The 24,455-nt window shown below is 56.5% G+C and carries 23 protein-coding genes and 1 pseudogene; 9 read left to right on the forward strand and 15 right to left on the reverse strand.

The window, feature by feature from the left end:
• Positions 1 to 703 precede the first annotated feature (703 nt).
• The 8 genes from AC6I8V_RS16640 to AC6I8V_RS16675 form a co-directional block, all read right to left on the reverse strand.
• The gene (locus AC6I8V_RS16640) at positions 704 to 1,585 is read right to left on the reverse strand and encodes a LysR family transcriptional regulator (RefSeq protein ID WP_497843331.1); all 882 of its coding nucleotides are present in this window, start codon (positions 1,583 to 1,585) and stop codon (positions 704 to 706) included.
• A 71-nt stretch (positions 1,586 to 1,656) separates the two neighbouring features.
• A complete protein-coding gene (locus AC6I8V_RS16645) occupies positions 1,657 to 2,379 on the reverse strand; it encodes a DUF554 domain-containing protein (protein ID WP_497843332.1) in 723 nt (240 codons plus the stop codon).
• Positions 2,380 to 2,389: 10 nt separating this feature from the next.
• Positions 2,390 to 2,968 carry a UbiX family flavin prenyltransferase gene (locus AC6I8V_RS16650; protein WP_497843333.1) on the reverse strand — a complete coding sequence of 193 codons (579 nt, stop codon included), beginning with the start codon at positions 2,966 to 2,968 and terminating at the stop codon, positions 2,390 to 2,392.
• An 11-nt stretch (positions 2,969 to 2,979) separates the two neighbouring features.
• A complete protein-coding gene (locus AC6I8V_RS16655) occupies positions 2,980 to 4,461 on the reverse strand; it encodes a UbiD family decarboxylase (protein ID WP_497843334.1) in 1,482 nt (493 codons plus the stop codon).
• A 196-nt stretch (positions 4,462 to 4,657) separates the two neighbouring features.
• A complete protein-coding gene (locus AC6I8V_RS16660) occupies positions 4,658 to 5,197 on the reverse strand; it encodes a PadR family transcriptional regulator (protein ID WP_497843335.1) in 540 nt (179 codons plus the stop codon).
• 91 nt (positions 5,198 to 5,288) lie between these two features.
• Positions 5,289 to 6,077: a siderophore-interacting protein gene (locus AC6I8V_RS16665; protein ID WP_497843336.1), complete on the reverse strand. Its 789-nt coding sequence runs from the start codon at positions 6,075 to 6,077 to the stop codon at positions 5,289 to 5,291.
• 20 nt (positions 6,078 to 6,097) lie between these two features.
• Complete coding sequence (locus tag AC6I8V_RS16670) at positions 6,098 to 6,826, reverse strand: SDR family NAD(P)-dependent oxidoreductase (protein WP_497843337.1); 729 nt, start codon at positions 6,824 to 6,826, stop codon at positions 6,098 to 6,100.
• Positions 6,827 to 6,836: 10 nt separating this feature from the next.
• Entirely contained in the window at positions 6,837 to 7,280 is a 444-nt protein-coding gene (locus AC6I8V_RS16675) for a GlcG/HbpS family heme-binding protein (protein ID WP_497843338.1), read from the reverse strand.
• A 255-nt stretch (positions 7,281 to 7,535) separates the two neighbouring features.
• Here AC6I8V_RS16675 and AC6I8V_RS16680 point away from each other — a divergent pair, with 255 nt between their 5' ends.
• The 5 genes and pseudogenes from AC6I8V_RS16680 to AC6I8V_RS16700 all read left to right on the forward strand — a co-directional run bounded on the left by AC6I8V_RS16680 (position 7,536) and on the right by AC6I8V_RS16700 (position 12,844).
• On the forward strand, positions 7,536 to 9,251 hold the full coding sequence (locus tag AC6I8V_RS16680; RefSeq protein WP_497843339.1) for a tannase/feruloyl esterase family alpha/beta hydrolase: 1,716 nt from the start codon (positions 7,536 to 7,538) through the stop codon (positions 9,249 to 9,251).
• A gap of 202 nt (positions 9,252 to 9,453) precedes the next feature.
• On the forward strand, positions 9,454 to 10,344 hold the full coding sequence (locus tag AC6I8V_RS16685) for a metal ABC transporter substrate-binding protein (RefSeq protein WP_497843340.1): 891 nt from the start codon (positions 9,454 to 9,456) through the stop codon (positions 10,342 to 10,344).
• A gap of 3 nt (positions 10,345 to 10,347) precedes the next feature.
• Positions 10,348 to 11,076: pseudogene (locus tag AC6I8V_RS16690) on the forward strand (manganese/iron ABC transporter ATP-binding protein); the annotation flags it as partial.
• 62 nt (positions 11,077 to 11,138) lie between these two features.
• Complete coding sequence (sitC, locus tag AC6I8V_RS16695) at positions 11,139 to 11,999, forward strand: iron/manganese ABC transporter permease subunit SitC (RefSeq protein ID WP_497845859.1); 861 nt, start codon at positions 11,139 to 11,141, stop codon at positions 11,997 to 11,999.
• A complete protein-coding gene (locus AC6I8V_RS16700; protein ID WP_497843341.1) occupies positions 11,993 to 12,844 on the forward strand; it encodes a metal ABC transporter permease in 852 nt (283 codons plus the stop codon). The genes sitC and AC6I8V_RS16700 overlap by 7 nt, the downstream gene beginning before the upstream one ends.
• A 3-nt stretch (positions 12,845 to 12,847) precedes the next feature.
• Here the strand turns inward: AC6I8V_RS16700 and AC6I8V_RS16705 are convergent, their stop codons facing one another.
• The 5 genes from AC6I8V_RS16705 to AC6I8V_RS16725 all read right to left on the reverse strand — a co-directional run bounded on the left by AC6I8V_RS16705 (position 12,848) and on the right by AC6I8V_RS16725 (position 16,944).
• The gene (locus AC6I8V_RS16705; protein WP_497843342.1) at positions 12,848 to 13,054 is read right to left on the reverse strand and encodes a hypothetical protein; all 207 of its coding nucleotides are present in this window, start codon (positions 13,052 to 13,054) and stop codon (positions 12,848 to 12,850) included.
• Between the two features lie 181 nt (positions 13,055 to 13,235).
• Positions 13,236 to 14,102, reverse strand: a complete 867-nt coding sequence (locus AC6I8V_RS16710; RefSeq protein WP_497843343.1) for a helix-turn-helix domain-containing protein — start codon at positions 14,100 to 14,102, stop codon at positions 13,236 to 13,238.
• 256 nt (positions 14,103 to 14,358) lie between these two features.
• Positions 14,359 to 14,526 (reverse strand): DUF2474 domain-containing protein, encoded by a 168-nt coding sequence (locus tag AC6I8V_RS16715; protein ID WP_497843344.1) that lies wholly within the window; start codon positions 14,524 to 14,526, stop codon positions 14,359 to 14,361.
• 1 nt (position 14,527) lies between these two features.
• On the reverse strand, positions 14,528 to 15,532 hold the full coding sequence (gene cydB / locus AC6I8V_RS16720; RefSeq protein ID WP_497843345.1) for a cytochrome d ubiquinol oxidase subunit II: 1,005 nt from the start codon (positions 15,530 to 15,532) through the stop codon (positions 14,528 to 14,530).
• The gene (locus AC6I8V_RS16725; RefSeq protein WP_497843346.1) at positions 15,529 to 16,944 is read right to left on the reverse strand and encodes a cytochrome ubiquinol oxidase subunit I; all 1,416 of its coding nucleotides are present in this window, start codon (positions 16,942 to 16,944) and stop codon (positions 15,529 to 15,531) included. The genes cydB and AC6I8V_RS16725 overlap by 4 nt, the downstream gene beginning before the upstream one ends.
• Positions 16,945 to 17,503: 559 nt before the next feature.
• Between AC6I8V_RS16725 and yghX the strand changes: the two genes are divergently transcribed.
• The gene (yghX, locus tag AC6I8V_RS16730; RefSeq protein ID WP_497843347.1) at positions 17,504 to 18,391 is read left to right on the forward strand and encodes a YghX family hydrolase; all 888 of its coding nucleotides are present in this window, start codon (positions 17,504 to 17,506) and stop codon (positions 18,389 to 18,391) included.
• A gap of 95 nt (positions 18,392 to 18,486) precedes the next feature.
• On the opposite strand, the gene AC6I8V_RS16735 is transcribed toward yghX, so the two are convergent.
• On the reverse strand, positions 18,487 to 18,858 hold the full coding sequence (locus AC6I8V_RS16735; protein ID WP_497843348.1) for a winged helix-turn-helix transcriptional regulator: 372 nt from the start codon (positions 18,856 to 18,858) through the stop codon (positions 18,487 to 18,489).
• A gap of 101 nt (positions 18,859 to 18,959) precedes the next feature.
• Here AC6I8V_RS16735 and AC6I8V_RS16740 point away from each other — a divergent pair, with 101 nt between their 5' ends.
• Positions 18,960 to 19,814: an SDR family oxidoreductase gene (locus tag AC6I8V_RS16740; RefSeq protein ID WP_497843349.1), complete on the forward strand. Its 855-nt coding sequence runs from the start codon at positions 18,960 to 18,962 to the stop codon at positions 19,812 to 19,814.
• A 285-nt stretch (positions 19,815 to 20,099) separates the two neighbouring features.
• A complete protein-coding gene (gene treF / locus AC6I8V_RS16745) occupies positions 20,100 to 21,758 on the forward strand; it encodes an alpha,alpha-trehalase TreF (protein WP_497845860.1) in 1,659 nt (552 codons plus the stop codon).
• A 66-nt stretch (positions 21,759 to 21,824) separates the two neighbouring features.
• Here treF and AC6I8V_RS16750 read toward each other — a convergent pair whose 3' ends face one another.
• The gene (locus tag AC6I8V_RS16750) at positions 21,825 to 22,646 is read right to left on the reverse strand and encodes an alpha/beta fold hydrolase (RefSeq protein ID WP_497843350.1); all 822 of its coding nucleotides are present in this window, start codon (positions 22,644 to 22,646) and stop codon (positions 21,825 to 21,827) included.
• Between the two features lie 217 nt (positions 22,647 to 22,863).
• Here AC6I8V_RS16750 and AC6I8V_RS16755 point away from each other — a divergent pair, with 217 nt between their 5' ends.
• On the forward strand, positions 22,864 to 24,453 hold the full coding sequence (locus tag AC6I8V_RS16755) for an MFS transporter (RefSeq protein ID WP_497843351.1): 1,590 nt from the start codon (positions 22,864 to 22,866) through the stop codon (positions 24,451 to 24,453).
• Positions 24,454 to 24,455 lie beyond the last annotated feature (2 nt).

Below are 24,455 nucleotides of genomic sequence, written 5' to 3' on the forward strand. Positions count from 1 at the left end.
GGTCGGCATTGATGCCGACCGGGTCTGGGCGCCGCATCGGCATGGAGCGCATTAATGCGCTCCCTACATGTAGGGTCGGCATTGATGCCGACCGGGATTGGACGCCGCATCGGCAAGGAGCGCATTAATGCGCTCCCTACATGTAGGGTCGGCATTGATGCCGACCGGGTCTGGACGCCGCATCGGCCAGGAGCGCATTAATGCGCTCCCTACATGTAGGGTTGGCATTGATGCCGACCGGGTCTGGACGCCGCATCGGCATGGAGCGCATTAATGCGCTCCCTACATGTAGGGTCGGCATTAATGCCGACCGGGATTGGACGCCGCATCGGCAAGGAGCGCATTAATGCGCTCCCTACGACGTAGGGTCGGCATTGATGCCGACCGGGATTGGACGCCGCATCGGCATGGAGCGCATTAATGCGCTCCTTACATGTAGGGTCGGCATTGATGCCGATCGGGTCTGGACGCCGCATCGGCAAGGAGCGCATTAATGCGCTCCCTACATGTAGGGTCGGCATTGATGCCGACCGGGATTGGACGCCGCATCGGCAAGGAGCGCATTAATGCGCTCCCTATGAGGTAGGGTTGGCATTGATGCCGACCGGGATTGGACGCCGCATCGGCATGGAGCGCATTAATGCGCTCCCTACGGCGTAGGGTCGGCATTGATGCCGACCGGGCCATGCCGACCAGGTCCAAATCACACATCCTCGGCCTCATGGGCCAGCGGCCACAGCAGGCGGTCTTGCGCGGTGCTCAGCGTAACAATCGCCGGATGATAAATGGCGAAAGGATCGGCCAGCGGACAGACGATATATTTGCCCTGCGGGCTGGGCGAAAACTCGGAACGGGGCAGAAAAGCAGCGCCATCGAAACCGCTCTCCATCATCTCCAGAATCAGCTTGGGTTCGGATACCTTAATACTGATATTCACCTGACTCAGGCTGCTGAATAACTTATTACGCAGCACTTCATAAGTCCCCTCGCCGCCAATGCGGTGCAGCAGAATCAGCGGAAGGCCGCTGAGATCGGCAAACTCCAGCGCTTTTCCCGCCAGCATCGCGCTGTAGTGCGATGAGATAACCGCAATAGTATCAATCGGTTCCAGCTCACGGATAAACCATTGCTGACGGTCGCTGGGGGTTTGCATCAGCGCGATATCGAGGCTGTGATCCAGCAGCATCGCTTCCAGATGGCTGGAATCAGACACCACCACGTTGATATCCCAGTCGGGACGGTTGCGGTAGTAATCCATCAAAATGGTGTTGAAATAACGCAGGTAAAGGTAGGAAATTCCGATATTCACCCGACGCTGTTTGCGCGTGGCGATGGTAATGGTCTGGCGCTTCAGTCGGTTGACCTGGCTTAAAATGTCGCACGCCTGACGATAAAGAAAACTGCCGGCTTCCGTCAGCACCATACGGCGCGGTGTGCGGGTAAACAACGGCGAGCCAATTTCCTCTTCCAGCTCCTGCAGGCGCTTACCCAGCGGCGGTTGTGCGATGTTCAATAGCTTCGCGGCTTTACTGATGGAGCCCTGTTCCGCTATCGTGCAAAAGTAATGCAATCGTTTGAGATCCATGATGCCTCCGCGCTTATCCTGCGCTTACTCTAGCATGGCTAACCACGATACAACCGCGGCTGTTGTGCTGCTTACTGAATATACATCGACCACAGATGGCTTATCGGCATCACCAGCACCAGCGCTGGCAGCATATTTGCCACCGGGAAAGATTTAATTCCGGCGATACGGAAACCGGCGGCCAGCATGACAAAACCACCCGCTGCGGTAAAGTCACTCATCATGGTCGGCGTGGTGTGAGGCATAATCAATACTGCGGCCGTCGCCAGCGCCAGCTGGATCAGCAGCTGCGGTACTGCAATCACTGCCACGGCATAACCGAGAAGTGTGGCAAAAATCGCGGCGGTGAAAACATCCATAATCGATTTCACCAGCAGGATGTTAGGATCGTGCGTCATCCCTTCGGTCATCGCGCCGATGATGCCGGTGCCGCTGGCACAAAACAGTACCAGGATCGCGACATATTTCTCGGTAAAAGCCGCGCCCGTCAGGCCGGTTTCAGTTTGTTCGCTCTGAAAACGTCCCACCAGCCCTTTCGCCAGATTACCGAGGCGGCCAATTTTTTCTTCCAGAAACACCAGTTCACCAATGGCCGCGCCGAGGATCAGCGCCAGAATCACTGCCGGTAAACTGTGGATTTTACCAATCAACACAATCCCGAGGCCCATCGACGACAGGCCGAAGGTCATTGGCAGTGCCACGCGCAACCTTTCCGGCACTTTGGTGCCGAGAAAAGCGCCCAACAGCCCACCCACCAGCACGGCACTGCCGTTGACAAAGGGTCCCACTAGCATAATTTACTCCTTAAGCTTCATTATGTTTTTCACCCCAGCGCTTCAGGTTGCCGACATCGAGATCAAACAAATCGAGGGCGCGCGACACGCTGTGATGCACCATCTCATCCACGGTTTGTGGCTTCTGGTAAAAGGCCGGAACTGGCGGATAAACAATGCCGCCCATTTCGGTAACTGCCGCCATGTTACGTACGTGCACCAGATTGAGCGGCGTCTCACGTACCATCAACACCAGACGACGCCGCTCTTTCAGGATTACATCCGCTGCACGGGTCAGCAGATTGCCGGTCAGTCCATGCGCGATGGATGCCAGCGAGTTCATTGAGCAGGGCGCAATTAGCATACCGAGGGTCTTGAACGAGCCGCTGGAGATCGATGCGCCGAGATTGCTGATACTGTGCACCTCGTCGGCCAAATCGGTGACCTCCTGTCGCTGCCATTCGGTTTCCATTGAGCGCGTGACTTCCGCCCCTTTGGTCACCACCAGATGTACCTCAATATCCTGATCGCGCAGCAATTGCAGCGCCTTCATGCCGTACTGGAAACCGGACGCGCCGCTAATGCCGACGATAATGCGCCTTCTGCTCACTACAACCTCACTTACTCAAAATCGGGAAGGAAACGTTTAACATCCACTTCTTTGAACTTCGAACGTTCGAAGTGGGCTTTCAAATGCCACGGAACGGTGCAGTCAAAGATGGTTTTGGTGGTCATACCCTGCTGGGTAATGCTGGCGCTGTAAGCCGGATCCTGCGACGGATCGAGCGGGTGGCAGCGCACGCCAGGGATGGTGGCGATATCGACGTCGCCCTGGAAACGGGTCTGCATGGCCCACAGGATGTCATCGGTGTCGAACACATCCACATCGTCATCCACCAGGATTACGTGTTTCAGTTCAGAGAAAGCAGCAAAGGCGATCAACGCAGCCTGACGCTGGCGACCTTCATCAACCGGAGATGATTTTTTAAACTGAATCACCGCCAGCAGTTTGCCGCCGCCAGATGTGTGGGCATTCACGTTCAGCACACGACCCGGCATTGCGCGATCCAGCATATCGAGGATACTGGCTTCAGTCGGGATACCAGCCATGCTGACGTGTTCGCCGCTTGGGCCAAGGGTGGTTTGCAGAATCGGGTGTTTACGGTGAGTGACCGCTTTCACCTTAATGACCGGCAGCGCATCTTTCGCTTCCCCGGTGTAGCCAGGGAATTCCGGCATTGCTTTCCCGGTGTTGGTGTTCTGGTCTTCACGCACACGCACGTTCGGCAGCAGTTCGCCTTCAATCACAATCTCAGCGTGAGCGATGGCTTTTTCATTGATGCTGACGCAAGGGGTCAGTTCAACGGCCTGGCCGCGCAGCGCACCGGCAATGCTCAGTTCGTTAAAGCCCAGCGGAGTTGTCGGCGGTTCGAAGCAGGCAGCGATTTCAATCGCCGGATCGACACCGATGCTGATGGAGATCGGCAGCGGCTTGCCAGCTTTCTCCGCTTTTTCACGGAAGGCATCAATATGACGGCCCGGCGTCAGCCACATCGACAGTTCGTCGCGGCTTTGAATACACAGGCGGTGAATGGTGATGTCGGATTCGTGCGTTTCCGGGTCAGAGGCGTAGCACATACCCATGGTGAAGTAAGGACCCGCATCTTCTTCGGTGTTGGTCGGCGCTGGCAGTAAGGTGCGCAGGTCGAAATTCGGGTCTTCAGCGTAGTGCACCACTTCCTGACACAGTGGTTTTTCGCTGGTCACTACCGGTGCGATGGCGTGATGAACTGAATCTTTCAGCAGGAAGCCGAGTTTTTCCGGCTCACAATTCAGCAGGTGGCCAACGCGTTCGCGGGTTGACATCAATCCGGTGACAACGCGTACATCGGGAAAACCTTTCACCTTGTTGAACATCATCGCCGGGCCTTTGCGCGTTGGACGTTCACAGGTACCGCCCGCGCCGACATAACGATAAACGCCGGAGAGTTCCGCGTGCGGGTCCACTTCGGTGTCAGTGCTGACGAATTCGCCTTTCAGGTTTTGTAACAGAGTGATTGCCGAACGCAGGTCGTGCACCGGCTGTTTTTTTGTTTCAGACATATTCTTCTCCCTTAACGCTTCAGAGTGAATGCGATGGGAGAAAAGTAGCGCTGAATAATGGTGAAAAAAACTACCGTTTATATTTATCAGCCAAACCTTTTTGGTTTAGCTGAAATTATTTATACAACTTTGAATTCAATTGTTTAATTTAAATATACAAGGTTGTAACAATAATGGGGGTTAAAATTGATTTAGATCAACTCTTTGCGATTTTACCGGCGGCTTCATTCAGTGCGGCGATCACAATTTTAATTGTTTCATCAGAAATATTTTCCTGAGAAAGTCGATCATTAAGAGTGAATTTAATGTTGTGAATGGCCTGCTCGACCGACGGAATACTGCGGTTATTCACCAGAATGGCTAACGAGGTTAAACGCGCAATGATGGTATCGACATTTTCGCGGTTTTCCGCCAGCAGCGCACGGCCGCCGTCGTTAAGCGCGTAGGCTTTACGCGACTCCTGAGCATCCACCACGCGAATGGCGTCCATCTCTTCCAGCAGCGTCAGATTGGGATAGATAATACCGGGACTGGGGGAGTATTCCCCTTTGGAGAGTTCTTCAACCGATTTGATCAGCTCATAACCGTGCGCGGCGCTCTGCGCAAGAAAATGTAGCATTAACAGGCGGATATCACTGGCATCAAGCATACGTTCACGGCGCTTCTTTCGCGCCCCCGCACACGCGGCACGCTGTGCGTGGTCGCCATGCCATGGAAAATCCCGATGCTGTTTCATTGCCTGCCTGGAGGGTCGATTAAGGGAGATTGATAGTAGTCTGCCGCCTGGCAAAATTCAACACAGGCGGCGGCTGGCGGGCAAGAGTCGGTTATTTCTGATGCCAGTAGGCCACGGCGCGTACAAAATCCGTATCCGCACCACGGCGCTGGGTGAAGTAATCGCTCAGCATTTTCACCGTTTCCCCTTCACCGGTCAGCCAGATGAAATATTCATCTGCTGGCAGCGAGATCTTATCCAGCTTCGCAATCAGCGGGCCGAGGTTATCGCTTTGCATGGTGCCGCTACCGAGCCAGCTGACGTTGACACCCGTAACCTCGCCGAGATAATCGCGGCCGGTGGCTTCATCGGCAAACGCCAGCAGATGCACATCCTGCGCGTCAATCTCCGCCAGACGACGTTTCACGGCGGGCAGGCCGGTCTCGTCACACACCAGAATCTGACAGGCGTAATCGGCTGGCGCGATAAACGAGCCGCGCGGACCGCCCATCGCCAGCTGATCGCCCGGCTGCGCCTGATCGGCCCAGCTGCTGGCCACGCCGCCTTCATGAATAAAGAAATCCAGCGTCAGTGAATCTTCGCCATTGAATTCCAGCGGCGTGTAGTCGCGCGCCGCCGGACGAATGCCGTTTGGCCAGACGATGCCTTCATCGGTCATTTTTGGCAGCACCAGCGTGCTACCCGCTTCCGGGAAGAAAACCTTGATGTGGTCATCGTAGGATGGCGAGTTAAAACCCGCCAGATCGCTGCCGGTAAAGACAACGCGCCAGAACTGCCCGGCGATACGTGTTTTGCTCGCCACGGTGATGTGGCGGAAGCGTACGTCATTCCGCACGCGCTGTGGCGCGCGCGGATTACCCGTAGGGGTCTGTTTTCGCAAGTTATATCTCCCTGCGGGGATCAGCTCAGCATGATGCCGCCGTCCACCGCGATTTGTTGTCCGGTAATAAAGTCATTTTGCATCAGAAAAAGATAGGCGCTGGCAAGCTCTTCGATTTCAGCGGTGCGGCCCAGCGGAATGATCCCCGCAAAGTGCTGGCGGGTTTGCTCCACCTGCTCTGCCGCCTGCTGCCGCCAGAACGGCGTCACCGTCCAGGTCGGCGCCACGCAGTTGACGCGCGCTTTCGGCGCCAGCTCAGCCGCCAGCCCCTGTGCCAGTGACACAATGCCCTGATTGCCGACATAGCTGGCGCAGGCCTGCTGCGCACGGCCGCCGGTACCGGCGGTAAAGGTCAGGGAACCGCCCTGACGCACTTTTTCCGCCGCCAGTTTGCCAATCAGCACATTGGTGAGAAATTTCGAGTAAATCACTTTTTCAATCAGCGCCATATCGGCGGTAAGGAAGCCGCCGCCCATCGCATCACCCACCATCGAGACCAGATGATCAAAGGCATCGAGGCGCTGAAATGCGGTACGCAGCGCGTCATGATCGTGCGCATCCACGTTAAGCGTAGCAACCTGTGGCGCGCCCTGCTCGCTAAGCGCCGCCTGTGCCTGTTCGAGGCGTTCGGCATTGCGTCCCAGCAGCGTCAACCGCGCACCCTGGGCTGCCGCCAGCTGCGCTACCTGAAAACCGATGCCGGAGCTGCCGCCAATCACAACCAGATGTTTATCCTGCAATGATGCCATCGTCTGATCCTCAGAATGTCGCCAGCGCTTCGGCAGCCAGTTCGGCCACCAGCGAATCGTTCGCCCCGTGCGCGCCGCTCACGCCGACCGCACCAATCACTTCACCATGCAGCCACAGCGGAATGCCGCCTTCCAGCGGTGTCACGCCAGGCGTGGCGAGAAAACTCGGGCTGCCGCTGTTGATGAAACTTTCGAACTCCTTCGACGGAGCGCGCAGCAAGGCTGCGGTACGCGCTTTACCCTGCGCCACGCTTGGGCTGATGCCAATCGCCGCGTCGCTGCGGTCCAGGCTGACCAGCTCACCGGCGCGATCAACAACCGCCACGCTGATATGCCAGCCATGTTTAGTCGCAGCAGCCAGTGCCGCCGTAATAACGGTGCGCGCCGCCGCCAGCGAAATCGAGTGATAACTTTGGGCCAGCACTGCGCTGGTTGATTCAGGTTTTTGTTCCATGATTTTGCCTCGCGTCAGGCGTCAGAAGCCTGCGCATGAATCAAATATGAAAGCGAAACTCATTCTCATCTGACGCGGCCAGAATAGTTATGATATATCTTAAGCGCAATGCCGAAAAATGCTATTCGTGACGAGATGAAACATTCATTTACATCCGTTATGAAAAGTCTGTCGTCTGCCCGGCAGAAGACGAACCGGCAGGCGGCATATTTATCTTTATACTTAAGACGTTACCTTTGTTGACAAGGAATTATCATGGCTCGATGGCTATTTCGTTTGCTGGCTGGCGTATTAACGCCGCTGCTTTGTTCTCTTTTTTGGTTATCCGCGGCGCAGGCAGCCGACCTGCCGGTGGTAAAACCGGCAGTCAGTTGCGACAGTCTGCAAAAGTTCGATCTGACGACCATTGGCGGTAAAGGGAGCGCGGTGACCAGCGCCACTCTGACCACCATCAACAACACCGAATGGTGCAAAGTGGAAGGCACGCTGGCACCCCAAATTGGTTTCCGCCTGTTGCTGCCAACGCAAAGCTGGAACCAGCGCTTTATGCAGCTGGGCTGCGGCGGGTTGTGCGGCACCATCAACCTGCAACCCGGTGCGGCTGCGGGCTGCGCCCCGCTTAACAGCAACGGTTTTGCCGTTGCCGCCACCGATATGGGGCATAAAGAATCCGAGCAGGACTGGGGCAACGATCCGCAAAAGCGGCAGGATTTCGCCTGGCGTGGTCAGCATCTGACTGCCGTCGCCGCCAAAGCGCTGATCGCCGCGTTTTATCAGCAGCGGGCGACGTGGTCATACTTTAACGGTTGTTCCGACGGCGGGCGCGAAGCCCTGATGGAAGCCCAGCGTTTCCCGCATGACTTCAACGGCATCATCGCCGGTGCGGCGGCGATGAACTTCCAGGTGCAGAACGCCATGTACCATGCCTGGCAGGTGGTAAGTAATCGCGACAGCGACGGTAAAGCGCTGATCCTGGCGAAGGATTTACCGCTGATCCACCAGGCGGTGCTGGCGCAGTGCGACGCGCTGGACGGGCAAAAAGATGGGCTGATCGCCGCGCCGGAAGCCTGTCATCCCAACCTGAATGTGCTGGCCTGCAAAGCCGGTCAGACGGAAAACTGCCTGAGCAACGCTCAGCTTGGCGCGCTGCGTAAACTGTACGACGGTCCGCGTGACAGCAAGACCGGCCAGCGCCTGATCGTCGCCGGACCGCAATACGGTTCCGAACTGGCATGGGAAGGGGTATTTATCCCGCAACAGGCCGATCAGCCGGTCATGAGCCAGATGATCTCCCTCTCCTCGCTGCGCTACGTTAACTTTAAGGTGAATCCGTCGCCGGACTTTGCCCTGAAAGATGTGAAGTTCGATGAAGCGACCTTCAAAAAGCTCAGCGAGTTACATCCGTTTTATGATGCCACCAACCCGGATCTGCACGCGTTCGCGCGGGCCGGCGGCAAGCTGATTATCTGGCACGGCTGGGCCGATCCGCATATTTCTCCGCTCAACTCCATCGCTTATCACAACGCGCTGGGTAAAGAGATGGGCAACACCAGCCGCGAAACCTTTGAGCGCCTGTACCTGCTGCCCGGCGTCTATCACTGCTCCCGAGGTGAAGGCCCGAGCCTGGTGGATTTCCTGACGCCGATGATGAACTGGGTAGAGCATGGCAGCGCGCCGGATGCGATTGTCACCCATCAGGCTTCACCGCAGCAGCACAACAGTTTTGGTCAGCCGACCGGAACGGGTGCGAAGCCGTCAGCGACGCCGCAGCGCAGCGATATGCAGCTGGAGCAGATCCCCGCGGATGCCGCCTCGCGTCCAATCTATCCTTATCCGCAATACGCGGTGTGGAACGGTAAAGGTGATGAGAAACAGGCAGCCAATTACGTGCGTAAAACGCTGCCGGTGATCCACAGCCAGTACGCCTGGGCGGGTGCAGCCTTTTACCAGCCTTATCACTTCGTGAAGTAACCTTTGTGCCGGAACGGTGACGTTCCGGCATTCTCTGTCCTGCCTCCTCCTTAAACCGTAATTCTCCCGCTTTTCGCCGCAAGCCATCTTCATGGTGACATCCATGCGATTGTCATGACTTTCCCTTTTTATTAGCAAGTGCTATAAATTATAGCAATTGCTATATTAGTTTGTTTTTTGTTCACCTCAGGAGATAACGGCCATGATAAAAATTACCCTGCTGCTGCTCGGTCTGCTGGCCTCCACCAGCACGCTGGCGGCGGAGAAGTTTAAAGTGATCACCACCTTTACGGTGATTGCCGATATGGCGCAGAACGTAGCTGGCGATGCCGCTGATGTCAGTTCGATCACCAAAGCCGGGGCGGAGATCCATGAATACCAGCCTACGCCCGGCGATATTAAGCGCGCACAAGGGGCGCAGCTGATCCTCGTTAACGGTCTGAATCTGGAGCGCTGGTTTAAACGCTTTTATCAGCACCTGAAAGGGGTGCCGGAAGTGGTGGTGTCGCAGGGCATCGTCCCCATCGGTATTTCCGCCGGACCTTATGATGGCAAACCCAATCCCCACGCCTGGATGTCACCAGATAACGCGCTGATTTATGTCGATAATATTCGCGATGCATTGATGAAATACGATCCGCAGAATGCCGCCATTTATCAGCGCAACGCCACCGCGTACAAACAAAACATCACTGCGACCCTTGAGCCGCTCCGCCAGCAGGTCGCCACCCTTCCCCCCGAACAGCGCTGGCTGGTCTCCAGCGAAGGGGCATTTTCCTATCTGGCGCGCGATCTTGGGCTGAAAGAGCTGTATCTGTGGCCGATCAACGCCGATCAGCAGGGAACGCCGCAGCAGGTGCGAAGCGTGATCGATCGCGTGCGCCAGCAGAAGATCCCGGCGGTCTTTAGCGAAAGCACCGTCTCCGATAAACCCGCCCGCCAGGTGGCGCGCGAAACCGGCGCCCACTACGGCGGCGTGCTGTACGTCGATTCGCTGAGCAACGCCGATGGCCCGGTGCCGACCTACCTCGATTTGCTTAAGGTCACCACCGGCACGCTGGTACAGGGCATCAAAGATGGCATGAAGGGGTAGATGATGAATCAGCCGATAGCCATTGGCGTCAGCGACGTCACCGTCAGTTACCGTAACGGCCATACCGCCCTGCGCAACGCCAGTTTTGACCTGCCCGCGGGTTCCATCGCCGCGCTGGTGGGGGTGAATGGCTCGGGGAAATCCACCCTGTTTAAAGCGGTGATGGGGTTTGTCCGGCTGGCGCGCGGCGACATTCATATCCTCAGCCTGCCAACCGCGCAGGCGCTGCGGCGCAATCTGGTGGCTTATGTCCCGCAGGCCGAAGAGGTGGACTGGTCATTTCCGGTGCTGGTGGAGGATGTGGTGATGATGGGACGCTACGGTCATATGGGGATGCTGCGTATCGCCAGCGCCGGGGACGAGGCGATCGTCAGCGCCGCACTGGCGCGCGTCGATATGCTGGCGTATCGCCATCGGCAGATTGGTGAGCTTTCCGGCGGGCAGAAAAAGCGGGTATTTCTGGCGCGCGCCATCGCTCAGCAGGGACAGGTGATCCTGCTGGATGAGCCTTTCACCGGCGTGGATATCAGCACGGAAGGCAAGATCATCAGCCTGCTGCGCGAATTACGCGACGAAGGCAAAACCATGCTGGTTTCGACCCATAATCTCGGCGCGGTCACTGAATTCTGTGATTTTACGGTGCTGGTTAAAGGCACGGTACTGGCAAGCGGACCAACAGCCACCACCTTTACCGAAGAGAATCTGGCGCGCGCCTTCAGTGGCGAACTGCGTCCGGCGCCGGACCCACGTCTGATGACGGTTGGCTGGCAGGCGGATCGCGGAGAAGCCGGATGATGGAAACCTTACTCGCCCCCTTCGGCTACCAGTATATGCTCAACGCCATGTGGGTCTCGGCAATGGTGGGCGGGCTGTGCGCCTTTCTCTCCTGCTATCTGATGCTGAAAGGCTGGTCACTGATAGGCGACGCGCTGTCGCACGCCATTGTTCCCGGCGTGGCGGGGGCGTATATGCTCGGCCTGCCGTTCGCGCTCGGCGCGTTCCTCTCCGGCGGCCTGGCGGCGGGCAGCATGTTGTTTCTCACCCAACGCACCCGGCTGAAGGAAGATGTGATTATCGGTCTGATCTTCTCCTCCTTTTTCGGTATCGGGCTGTTTATGGTGTCGCTCAATCCGGCAGCGGTGAATATCCAGACCATCGTGCTGGGCAATATTCTCGCCATCGCCCCGGCGGACATTATCCAGCTAACGCTGATTGGTGCGGTCTCGATTATCGTGCTGTTTTTCAAATGGAAAGATCTGCTGGTGACCTTCTTTGATGAGAACCACGCGCGCGCCATTGGTTTGCAGCCCGCCCGGCTGAAAGTGTTGTTCTTTACTTTACTGGCGCTCTCTACCGTGGCGGCGTTGCAGACCGTCGGCGCCTTTCTGGTGATTTGCCTGGTGGTGACGCCTGGCGCCACTGCGTGGCTGCTCACCGATCGCTTTCCGCGCCTGCTGCTGATTGCCGTCGCCATTGGCAGCATCACCAGCTTTGTCGGCGCCTGGGCCAGTTACTTCCTTGATGGCGCAACCGGCGGCATTATCGTGGTGGCGCAGACGCTGCTGTTTTTGCTGGCCTTTGTCTTCGCGCCAACTCACGGCGTGCTGGCGAGTCGCCGCCGTATGCGCCGCGCCGTGGAGGATCAACCATGCTGACGCTGCTGCTGGAACCGTTGCAGTTTGCTTTTATGAACCAGGCGCTGCTGATTGCGGCGATTGTCGCCCTGCCCTGCGCGCTGCTGTCGGTGTTTCTGGTGCTGAAAGGCTGGGCGCTGATGGGCGATGCGATGAGCCACGCGGTCTTCCCCGGCGTGGTGCTGGCGTGGATGCTGGGATTGCCGCTGGCGCTGGGTGCTTTCGTCGCCGGGCTGTTTTGCGCGCTGGCCAGCGGCTATCTGAAAGACAACAGCCGTATCAAGCAGGATACGGTGATGGGCATTGTGTTTTCCGGCATGTTTGCCGCCGGGCTGATTATGTATATCGCCAGCGAGCCGGAGGTCCATCTCGATCACATCCTGTTCGGCGATATGCTGGGCATCAATGACGACGATATCGTACAAACTGGCAGCATGGCTGCGGCGATCGTGCTGGTATTGGCGGTGAAATGGCGGGACTTGTTACTTTACTGCTTTGATGCGCAGCAGGCGAAGGCCAGTGGCTTACGCACCGGATGGCTGCATTATGGTTTGCTGTGTATGGTGGCGCTGACCATCGTGGCAACCATGAAGGCGGTCGGCATTATTTTGTCGGTATCGCTGCTGATCGCCCCCGGTGCCATTGCCCTGCTGCTGACGCGACGCTTTGCCCATGCGCTGCTCGTCGCCGCGCTGGTGGCGGTGGCGGTGGCGTTGAGTGGCGTCTATCTGTCGTTCTTTCTCGACAGCGCCCCGGCACCGACCATCGTGGTGCTGTTCGCGCTGGTATTTGTCGTCGCGTTTATACGTGCGGGTGTGCAGGCGCGTCGGGCAGAACGTCAGACGCTGCGGGCAGATTATCAGTGACGGTTATTTTTGCAGGGAAGCGTGGTGACCACACTCCATCATGCCAGAGTCATCCTGCGGGATCGGGTTGTCGCCCACGATCTCATGCTGCTGACAGGTCTGGTGCGGGTGCAGGCCAGCGGGTGGTGCAAAAGGTTCGGCTAGCTGGGCGCTGGCAAAGCCAGAAAACGCCACAAGCGCTGTCACGAGGAACAACGGTAGAAGTCGCATAATTTTTCGTTCTCTTTAGTGGTCCGGAGTGGACCTTGAATGCAGGTGATTATCCAGCCTGATTCGGGGGCGTCAGGGTTTTACGCGGGGGATCAGGTTTCAGTAGAGAATTTTACGCCGGTTTAACGAAGTAATTTATAAAATCGTGCGGTTTATCACAGACTACCGCACGATTTATGCATTATCCGGCAGTAACCGGAATGAAGAAGGTGCCGTGCAGGCGATCCGGGGTGCTGTTTTTCAGATCGAGACGCAGCAAATCCTTGCCCTGACGACGGGCGACGCCAAGCGCAGGCAGATGGATGTAATACATATCGGCGGTAAAGGCGTTGATCTCTTCCGGCGTGCCCTGCCAGTCAATCTCCGCATACAGGCCGCTCTCGCCGGTCCAGTTCACCACGTTGCGCGGCAACACGTCGCCATGCTGGCTTTCCAGCGCCTGGAACAGGCTGATGTGCTGCTGCTCCGCCGACGCCACGCCGGGGCTGAACTGAAATCCCAGCCAGCCTTTGCTGACATGCTGTCCGGCAAAAGCGACAAAGTCGCGCGCGTGCTGCGCCACCACATCACCATGATGATGGATGTATTCACCGAAACGGCACTCCCACTCAATCACCTCGCCGCACAGTTGCAGTTCCGGTTTCTCAGTCAGACGGACATCCACCCATCGATGCTGCGTGGAGATACGGCTGTGGAAATCTTTCAGTTGCAGCTCCGGGATGCGGCGGAACGCGCCTGGCGTCAGTGAGAAATGGTTTTTGAACACGCGGGTAAAGTTTTGCTGGTTATCAAAACCAAAGCGTACGGCGATATCAATCAAAGGCATACGCGTCAGGCGCAGCGCCATCGCTGACATGGTCAGACGACGCTTGCGGGTGTAAGACGCCAGCGTTTGCCCGGTCATTTCTTTGAACATGCGTTGCATGTGCCATTTGGAATAACCGGATTTCAGGCTAATCAGATCGATGTTGAGATCGTCGGTCAGGTTCGCTTCAATCCAGTCCACCAGATCGTTGATGTACTGTTTTTTCAGATTCAGGCTGAGCATTTTCTGTAGTGATCGAAAGGAAATGGGAGACGCAGGATTTGCGTTATTGGTCACATAAATATAACAAAAACGTATTACGAATGTAAGGAAGGGTAAAGAAAGCGTAACGGGAAAAGCATTAATTGCTTAGTCAGCTAATTTTAACGCTGGAAATGAATGAACAGAAATGAGCGGGTTATTGGCCCGGTGCGCACAAATGCGCACCCTAGAGGCGTGGGTCGCGATTAATAGCGACCGGGCCAATAACCACATCAACTTAATGCGTACGCATACCTGCTGCCGTCATCATCATACGAAACAGCGATGCCACCACACCGAGTGCCAGCACGCTTGCGCCATAGATGATCACCAGCCACATCACGCGCTTCCACAGAGGCGCTTTGGTTTCAGTGTGGTTATTCATACTGCTGACCTCGGTTTGCATATCAGTGATATCCTTCGTCGGCTTTGATTTTTCCGCGGAACACGTAGTAACTCCAGAAGGTGTAAACCAGAATTACCGGAATAATCAGCAGTCCACCGACCAGCATAAAGGCCTGGCTAATCGCCGGCGATGCTGCCTGCCAGATGGTGATGGATGGCGGAATGATATACGGCCATACGCTGATACCAAGACCGGAAAAGCCGAGGAAAATCAACGCCAGCGTCAGCAGGAACGGCGAATAATGCGCTTCGCGTTTGATGGCACGCATAATGCCCCACGCGCACAGCAGCACCAGCACCGGAACCGGCAGGAACCAGAACAGGTTCGGACGGGTGAACCAGCGTTGCGCAATCGCTTCATGGCTGAACGGCGTCCACAGGCTGATAATGCCCACAATCACCAGCAGCGCAATCACCAGCGGCGTCGCCAGCGCTGACATCTTACGATGCAGTTGATGCTCGGTTTTCATGATAAGCCAGGTACAGCCGAGCAGCGCATACGCCACCACCAGGCCGATACCGCAGAACAGCGGGAACGGCGCCAGCCAGTCCATCGCGCCACCCGCAAAGGTACGACCGTGCACCGGGAAGCCATTGATGATGGCACCGACCGATACGCCCTGGCTGAAGGTCGCCAGGATCGAACCACCGATAAACGCCTTATCCCAGAACGGACGGTGCGATTCAGTCGCTTTGAAGCGGAACTCAAACGCCACACCACGGAAGATCAGGCCAATCAGCATCGCCGTCAGCGGGATGGAGAGTGCATCGGCAATCACCGAGTAGGCCAGCGGGAACGCGCCGTACAGCGCCGCACCACCGAGAATCAACCAGGTTTCGTTGCCATCCCATACCGGCGCGACGGTGTTAACCATCATGTCGCGCTCAACGGCATCTTTGTTGAAAGGGAACAGCAGGCCGATACCGAGATCAAAGCCATCCATCACGATGTACATCAGAATGGAGAAGACGATGATCGCAAACCAGATAATTGAGAAGTCGATCATGAGTGGCTACCTTCCTGATGATTAACGGCAGACAGCGGACGCGCCGGTGTGTTGCTCTGACCCGGACCGCCAGGCGTCACATCATGACCTTCGCCCATCTTCGGACCCTGCTTAATCAGACGCATCATGTAGACATAACCCACGCCAAACACCGAGCAGTACACCACGACGAACGCCAGCAGGCTGATGCTCATATGCAGATCGCCATGCGCCGATACCGCATCAATGGTGCGTTGCACGCCATACACCACCCACGGCTGACGGCCAATTTCAGTGGTGAACCAGCCTGCCAGAATCGCCAGCAGACCCGACGGTCCCATCAGCAGCGCGAACCACAGGAACGGACGCGACTCATACAGGCGACCTTTGAAACGCAGCCACAGGCTGACCACACCCAGGGTGATCATCAGCAGGCCCAGCGCCACCATCACGCGGAACGACCAGAAAATCACGGTGGAGTTCGGACGATCTTCTTTCGGGAACGACTTCAGCGCCGGAACCTGTTTATGCAGGCTGTGGGTCAAAATCAGGCTGCCGAGGTAAGGGATTTCCAGTGCGTATTTGGTACGCTCCTGCTCCATATCGGGGATACCGAACAGGATCAGCGGCGTCGCTTCGCCCGGCGGGTTTTCCCAGTGACCTTCAATCGCAGCAATTTTCGCGGGCTGGTGCTCAAGGGTATTGAGACCGTGCGCGTCACCGATCATCGCCTGAATCGGCGATACGATCAGCGCCATCCACAGCGCCATTGAGAACATCTTACGAATCGCTGCGTTGTCATTGCCTTTCAGCAGATGCCATGCCGCCGACGAGCCAACAAAGAAGGCGCTGGCGAGGAAGGCGCCGGTCGACATATGTAGCAAGCGGAACGGGAACGACGGGTTGAAGATGATTTTCAGCCAGTCCTGCGGCACCACAATACCGTTCTGGATGATGTAACCCTGCGGGGTATGCATCCAGCTGTTGGACGCCAGAATCCAGAAGGTCGAGATGATGGTGCCAAGCGCCACCATGCAGGTTGCAAAGAAATGCAGACCCGGTCCGACACGGTTCCAGCCGAACAGCATCACGCCAAGGAAACCGGCTTCAAGGAAGAAGGCGGTCAGTACTTCATAAGTCAGCAGCGGACCGGTGATGGCGCCCGCAAACTGCGAGAAGCCGCTCCAGTTGGTGCCGAATTGATACGCCATCACCAGGCCAGATACCACACCCATGCCGAAGTTGACGGCAAAGACTTTGGACCAGAAATGGTAGAGATCGCGATAGGTCTCATTACGGGATTTCAGCCACATACCTTCGAGCACCGCCAGGAAGCTGGCGAGACCGATGGTGATGGCCGGAAAGATGATATGAAAGGAGACAGTAAACGCGAACTGTATCCTTGCCAGGTGAAAGGCATCTAATCCAAACATTGCTTACCTCTTTGCCACATATTGCACCAGATTTTTACTTATAATTAACAAACAAGCCGCCACGAATTTATTTTCGCGACAGTCGAAGAGATAGCGCACCACTTTAAAAGGAAGCGGCGCGAACAAAAATAAACAGTGAGGGTCGGAAAAACTATAACAGTATTTTTTGATTTCGATCATTGTTTTTGACGGAAACTATCTCTTTAAAATCACCACGTTAAGGTTAAACACCCTCATTTATTGTGACAATAATGTTATTGTTTTCAGTGCCCTGCTTCGCAACAAAATAGTTAACTTATTAATTTCCATATTATTTAACTTAAGGCGTGCAACGTTAAATTCCGTACAGGACGCAATCAGCTGTAAATATTTTAATACGCTTTAAATATGACAAAGATGTTAATTAACGGATAATTAAAATAAGCTGAATAGATATATTTCTGCTAATTCCCGGTGACGTAATGTTATTAACCGTCTGCGGCATGGGATTTGCCAGCAGGTCCGGGGTGTGGTTTGGTATAGCGGCAATACCATCTGGTCAATCAGCGAAGGAGAGGTTATGACACGTCTTACCGCAAAGGATTTTCCTCAGGAACTGCTCGAACTTTACGACTATTACGCCCATGGCAGAATCAGCAAACGCGAGTTCATTACCCTGGCGGCGAAGTTCACCATCGCCGGCATGACCGGTGCCACGCTGTTAAGCGCTATGAGCCCGAACTACGCGCTGGCGCAGCAGGTTGAATTCACCGATCCCGCTATCAACCCCGAATACATCCACTATCCGTCACCGCAGGGTCACGGCGAGGTACGCGGCTATCTGGTGCGTCCGGCCAAAACCAGCGGCAAAGTGCCTGCGGTGGTGGTCGTGCATGAGAATCGTGGGCTGAACCCCTACATTGAAGACGTGGCGCGCCGCGTCGCGAAAGCCGGTTATATCGCGCTGGCGCCGGATGGCCTTAGCTCGGTGGGCGGCTATCCCGGTAACGATGAGGAAGGCCGCGTGATGCAGGCGAAGATCGATCCGGTCAAACTGATGAATGACTTCTTTGCGGCGGTGGATTTCCTGATGCATCACGAAGCGGGTACCGGCAAAGTCGGCATCACCGGCTTTTGTTATGGCGGTGGCGTTGCCAACGCAGCGGCCGTGGCTTTTCCTGAGCTGGCCTGTGCGGTGCCGTTTTATGGTCGTCAGCCGAAGGCGGAAGATGTGCCGCGTATCCAGGCCCCGCTGCTGCTGCATTACGCGGGGCTGGACAAAGGCATTGATGAGGGCTGGCCAGCCTATGAAGCGGCACTTAAGGCCAATCACAAAGTTTATGAGGCCTATATTTACCCCGGCGTGAATCACGGTTTCCATAATGATTCGACGCCGCGTTATGACAAAGCGGCGGCCGAACTGGCGTGGAGCCGGACATTGGGCTGGTTTGAGAAATATTTACACTGAGGTGGTGCGCATAAATGCGCACCCTACATCATTGATATCAAATCATATTACAGGGTCGGCATTGATGCCGACCTGACCAATAACCGCAGGTGACATCACGCCGATTCACGGACTTCCAGAATGCGGTGCAGGTTACTCTCCAGCCAGTCAGCCAGGCCAACCACCTGCCCTTCCACTTCGCGTCCCAGTTCGGTAAGACGGTACTCCACACGGGGCGGCACCACGTCATAAGCGATACGCACCACGAAACCATCCTCCTCCATATAACGCAGCGTTTGCGCCAGCATCCGTTCGCTAATGCCACCGATTCTGCGTCGCAGCTCGCTGAAACGCAGGGTCTCCTCACGCAGAGCCAGCAATACCAGCACGCTCCAGCGGCTGGTTATACGCTTCAGTACATCGCGTGAAGGACAATTAACATTGAGCAATTCACCGCGACTAAATTTATCACTCAGGTTTTCAGACATTTAACGTGCTCCGGCCAAACTAACAAATCTGTAAGTACTTACTAAAAGTTAGTTTATCCCCTAAGCTGATTCCATACCAGCTCAAACTGAAGGAGAACATCATGATTGCAATTACAGGTGCCACCGGCCAACTCGGTCGTCTGGTGATTAACGAATTACTGAAAAAAGTTCCGGCCAGTGAAGTGATTGCGGCGGTACGTTCGCCGGAAAAAGCGGCAGATTTGCAGGCGCTGGGCGTCACAGTGCGCGCTGCTGATTATAGCCAGCCGGAAACGCTGCAAAGCGCCTTCGCCGGCGTTGATAAGCTGCTGCTGATCTCTTCCAGCGAAGTGGGCCAGCGCGTAGCGCAGCATAAAGCGGTGATTGACGCTGCCAAAGCGGCGGGCGTGGGTTTAATCGCTTACACCAGCCTGCTGCATGCGGATACCTCTGCGCTCGGCCTTGGCGTGGAGCACCGCGCGACCGAAGCAGACCTGAAAGCGTCTGGCGTCCCGTTCGTGCTGCTGCGTAACGGCTGGTACACCGAAAACTATGCCGCGAGCATTCCTCCGGCGCTGGCGCATCACGCGTTTATTGGCTCCGTAGGCGACGGCCGTATCGCGTCGGCAGCGCGTGCGGATTACGCCGCAGCGGCCGCTGAAGTGATCAGCCGCGACGGTCAGGCAGGCAAAATCTACGAACTGGCCGGTGACGACAACTATTCCCTGGCCGAATTCGCGGCGGAGATCGCTAAGCAATCCGGCGAGAAAGTGGATTACGTCAATCTGCCGCAGGCCGAATTCGCTGCTGCACTGAAAGGTGCCGGTTTGCCTGACGGCCTGGCTGATATGCTGGCGGATTCTGATGCCGCAGCAGCCAAAGGCGGCCTGTTCGACGACAGCAAAACCCTGAGCCAGCTGATTGGGCGTCCGACCACGCCATATGCAGCGGTGATTGCGGCAGCTCTGGCGAAGTAACAGCCGCTGCGTTTGCCATTAAATGATCAATTTTTTTCGCCATTTGCCGTCGGCATCTGGCGAATTTCTTATTTACAGATAATTCTGTGCGCTTATTTATAGCTTCATCTGAAATGCCGCTTTCATTTCCTGAAATATATGACGTTGTAATCGCTGATAAATCGCCAAAATAGCCGATCAATCGACATGATTTATTACGTTCATAGATATTTCGCATTGTTGTCTCAGGGGTTGAGGGATCTATAATTTGGTCTTTGTGCAACCGGGACTTTTCAGGAGGCCGCTATTAATACTAACCAACAGCAAAATAACGCTTTTGAGGAAAAACGCGCTGATGCTGAACTGGAGTATCAATACGATCCTCACGAGTTAATACTTGAAGGTATGGAGGATTCGGAGCCGGAGCCAGAGCTGATTGAAGGCCTGCCCGCACCGGATGCGTTAACCCCTGCCGATCGTTATCTGGAACTTTTTGAGCATGTGCAGATGTCACGTATTTTTGCCGACAGTAAAACCTTTCCGGACTGCGCGCCAAAATATGATCCGCTGGATATTTTAATCCGCTATCGCCGACGTAAACGTTCGCCCGATTTCGATCTCGCAGAATTCGTGCATGATCATTTTTATCTGCCACAGAGCAATGACAATTTTTATGTTTCTAATCCGGATAAAACCCTGACGGAACATATTGATGAGCTGTGGCCGGTACTCACTAAAATGCCGCAGCAACATATGCCGCATTCGTCGCTGCTGCCGCTGCCGAAACCCTATGTGGTGCCGGGCGGACGCTTCGGGGAAACCTACTACTGGGATTCCTACTTCACCATGCTTGGCCTGGCGGAGAGCGGGCGTGACGACCTGCTGCGCGATATGGCGGACAACTTCGCCTGGCTGATCGACAACTACGGTCATGTGCCTAACGGCAACCGTACCTATTATCTCAGCCGTTCGCAGCCGCCGGTGTTTGCGCTGATGGTGGAACTGTTTGAAGAAGATGGTATTCGCGGCGCGAAACGTTATCTCGAGCAGCTGATGAAGGAGTATCAGTTCTGGATGGACGGTGCCGGTTCGCTGATGCCCGATCAGGCCTATCGCCACGTAGTGCGTATGCCTGACGGATCGCTGCTGAACCGCTACTGGGATGACCGTGATACGCCGCGTGATGAATCCTGGATCGAGGACGTGGAAACCGCCAGCAAATCGCGCCGTCCGGCCAGCGAGGTCTACCGCGATCTGCGTGCCGGTGCCGCATCCGGCTGGGATTATTCGTCACGCTGGCTGCGTGACCCGCATCGTCTGGCGAGCATTCGCACCACCCAGTTTATTCCTGTGGATTTGAACGCGTTTCTCTACAAGCTGGAACTGATGATTTCCACGCTGTCGCACGCCAAGGGCGAGGAGCTGACCGCGCTGGCATGGCAGAAAAAGGCCGAAGCGCGCAAACGCGCGATTCACCGTTATCTGTGGGATAAAACCGCGGGTGTTTATCGCGATTACGACTGGCGCCGTCAGCGTTTCGGCGCTTTTACCGCAGCCGCGGTGGTGCCGCTGTTCCTCGGTTTAGCAACCCCGGAGCAGGCGCATTTGCAGGCGGTCGCGCTGCGTCAGTTGCTGCTGACGCAAGGCGGGCTGGTGACCTCGATGGTGGAAAGCGGCGAGCAGTGGGACAAACCCAATGGCTGGGCGCCGTTGCAGTGGATGGCGATTGTCGGGCTGAATCACTACGGCGAAGAGACGCTGGCGACGGAAATCGCGGTGAACTGGCTGACCACGGTGAAGAACTTCTACACGCTGCACCATAAGCTGGTGGAGAAGTACGACATCAGCGGCGAGCGCGCCCGTCCGGGTGGCGGGGGTGAATATCCGTTGCAGGATGGTTTTGGCTGGACCAACGGCGTGACACGCCGTCTGATGGCGATGTACGGACATTTGCTGGCGGATTAACGCAGACCAGGTGCGCCATTTATGCGCACCCTGGCCTGTAGGGTCGGCATTCGTGCCGACCTCGGTTTAATGGCTCTGCAAAAACGCCAGCAAATCGGCGTTCAGCTGCGCCTGATGCGTCACCGCAAAACCGTGCGGAGCGTTTTCGTAAACCTTCAGCTCAGATCCTTTCACCATCTCATGCACCAGCTTGCCGGTAGCTTCGAACGGGACGATCTGGTCGTTGCTGCCGTGGATCACCAGCACAGGCACATCCACTTTCGCGATATCCGCCCGGAAATCGGTCTCGGAGAATGCCGTCACACAATCCAGCGTCCCTTTCAGCGAGGCCAGCAGCGCGATATTCAGCGTCTGGGTCATTACCCCATCGGAAACCGTTTGTCCGGCATTGGTGCCATAGAAAGGCACGGCAAAATCTTTAATAAATTGCGCACGATCCTGGCGCAATCCCGCCTGAATGCCGTCAAATACCGCTTTTTCGACCCCTTGCGGATGGTCGCTGGTTTTCCCGAAAATCGGCGTTACCGCGCCCAGCAGCACCAGCCCTTTCACTTTCGCCGTGCCGTAGCGGCCAATATAGCGCGACACATCACCGCCACCCATGGAGAAGCCCACCAGCGTGACGTCGCTGAGTTGCAGATGCTCAATCAGGCCGTGAATATCATCCGCAAAGGTATCGTAGTCATATCCTTCCCACGGCTGATCGGAGCGACCAAAACCGCGACGGTCAAAGGCAATCACCCGATAACCGCGTTCCGCCAGGAAATTCATCTGGCTATCCCACATGTCAGCATCCAGCGGCCAGCCGTGGCTGAACAGTACCGGTTGACCTTTGCCCCAGTCTTTGAAGTAGAGGTTTACGCCGTCTTTAGTCTTGAAAGTGCTCATGTTTTTTCTCCGAAGGATGATTGATGTTGTGTCTCGCTAATCAAACTACCCCGCCATGCCGGAAAAACCTAAAGCAGAGATTTTGACGACTTGTTCAAACTTTTTTGTCATGCAAACCTGTCAAAAAAGCCTGGACAAGTTGGCCGATTTTTTCCGCTATCAAGCCGCTGCCGGGCTTCGTAAGGTGCATACATCGCATACTTATCGGAGATGAATTATGAGCCAGCACCCACCCGCAGCCGCACGCAGCAGTGCCTTTTCCCCGTTCGCTTATGGGCTGTTTGCCCTGATCTGGACCGCCTCAGTGTTAGGCAACACCGGCAGCTTCATTCGTGATGTCGCCAGCGCCTGGCTGGTGACCGGCTTGTCCGATAACCCGGCCGCCGTAGCGCTGATGCAAACCGCCGCCACCCTGCCGGTATTTTTACTGGCGCTGCCTGCCGGGGTGCTGTCCGATATCGTTGACCGCCGCCGTCTGCTGATTGCGGTACAGATATTAATGGCAAGCGTCAGCGGCACCCTGCTGGTGCTGTCGCATAACAACTGGCTGACCACCGAATGGCTGATCGGCCTGACCTTTGTCGGCGGTATCGGCGCCGCGCTGTTTGGCCCGGCGTGGCAGGCCATCGTGCCGGAACTGGTGCCGCGTCATGAACTGAAAAACGCCGTGGCGCTTAACTCGCTCGGCATCAATATCGCCCGCGCCATCGGCCCGGCTACCGGCGGTTTGCTGCTGGCAAGTTTTGGCGCGATGGCGGCCTACGGCGCGGATGTGACGAGTTATTTCTTTGTGGTTGCCGCGCTGCTGATCTGGAAACGCCCGGCGAAAGCCAAAACTGAGTTGAACGAACACTTCTTTGGTGCCTTCCGTGCCGGACTGCGTTATGTGCGCGCCAGCCGCGATCTGCACCGCGTGCTGCTGCGTGCCGCCTGCTACTTCGCCTTCGCCAGTGCCATCTGGGCGCTGCTGCCGCTGGTGGCGCGTAATATGCTGCACGGCAGCGCCGGATTTTACGGTCTGCTGCTTGGCGCGGTGGGTGCCGGGGCGATTGCGGGTGCGCTGCTGTTGCCGCGTCTGCGTCTGCTGATGGGCAATGACGGCCTGCTGCTGCTCTCTGCGGTGCTCAGCGCCGTGGTGATGCTGGCGCTGGCGCTGAGCCCGGCGCAGTGGCTGGCGCTGCTGCTGATGGTGATTCTGGGCGTCGGCTGGATTATCGCGCTGACCACCCTGAACGGCGTGGCGCAGGCGGTACTGCCGGATTGGGTGCGCGGTCGCGGTCTGGCGGTGTATCTGATGGTATTCAACGGGACGCTGGCGGGCGGCAGCCTGCTGTGGGGTCTGGTTGCGCAGCATATCGGTCTGGGAAATGCCCTGCTGCTGGCGGGCGGCGCGTTGCTGATAAGCGCGCTGCTGCTGAAACGCCTGGTGCTGCCTGCCGGAGAAGCCGATCTGCAACCGGCGCAGCACTGGGCCGCACCGGCCGTGAGCGGCGACGTGAACGCCCATCGCGGCCCGGTAATGATTCAGGTGCGCTATCAGGTGCCGCAGGAAGATCGCGCCGCATTCAAACGCGCGATGCGTAAACTGGCCGCCGCCCGCCGCCGCGATGGCGCTTATGCCTGGGGACTGATGGAGCAGAGTGACGATCCCACCGCGTTGCTGGAGTGGTTCCTGGTGGAATCCTGGCAGGAGCACCTGCGCCAGCATCAGCGCGTATCGCGTGCCGATGTGGCGCTACAGCAGGCGGTGCTGGAGTATCATCAGGGTGACCAACCGCCGCAGGTCAGCCACCATATCTCGATCTGAAA

The sequence above is a fragment of the Pantoea sp. X-Soil-TKNS-1207 genome, from assembly GCF_059730485.1.